The sequence below is a fragment of the Streptomyces sp. NRRL F-5727 genome (genome assembly GCF_000719555.1).
GTDB lineage: Bacteria > Actinomycetota > Actinomycetes > Streptomycetales > Streptomycetaceae > Streptomyces.
This window is the reverse complement of record NZ_JOGX01000175.1, coordinates 1-309: the sequence shown is the minus strand read 5'-3', so window position 1 is coordinate 309 and position 309 is coordinate 1. Positions and strand designations below refer to the sequence as shown.

The following is a 309-nucleotide window of genomic DNA, read 5'->3' as shown; positions in this document are numbered from 1 at the left end:
CTTGAGCTCGCGGATCGCCTCGATCGTCGCGATGCCGTCCTTGCGGGACTCCTCCTGGCCCGTGCAGATGGTGAAGGTCAGCGTGTCGATGAGGATGTCCGACTCGTGGATGCCCCAGTTGCCGGTCAGGTCGCCGATGATCCGCTCCGCGATGGCGACCTTGTGCTCGACCGTGCGGGCCTGGCCCTCCTCGTCGATCGTCAGCGCGATCAGCGCGGCCCCGTGCTCCCGGGCCAGACGGGTGACCCGGGCGAAGCGCGAGTCGGGACCGTCACCGTCCTCGTAGTTGACGGAGTTGATCACCGCACG

General features: G+C 68.0%; 1 protein-coding gene. It reads right to left on the bottom strand.

Annotation, left to right across the window (positions count from 1 at the left end; all coding sequences use genetic code 11):
* The coding region (locus tag IF73_RS38445) for a dihydropteroate synthase (RefSeq protein WP_037881925.1) at positions 1-309 on the bottom strand (309 nt) is incomplete at both ends.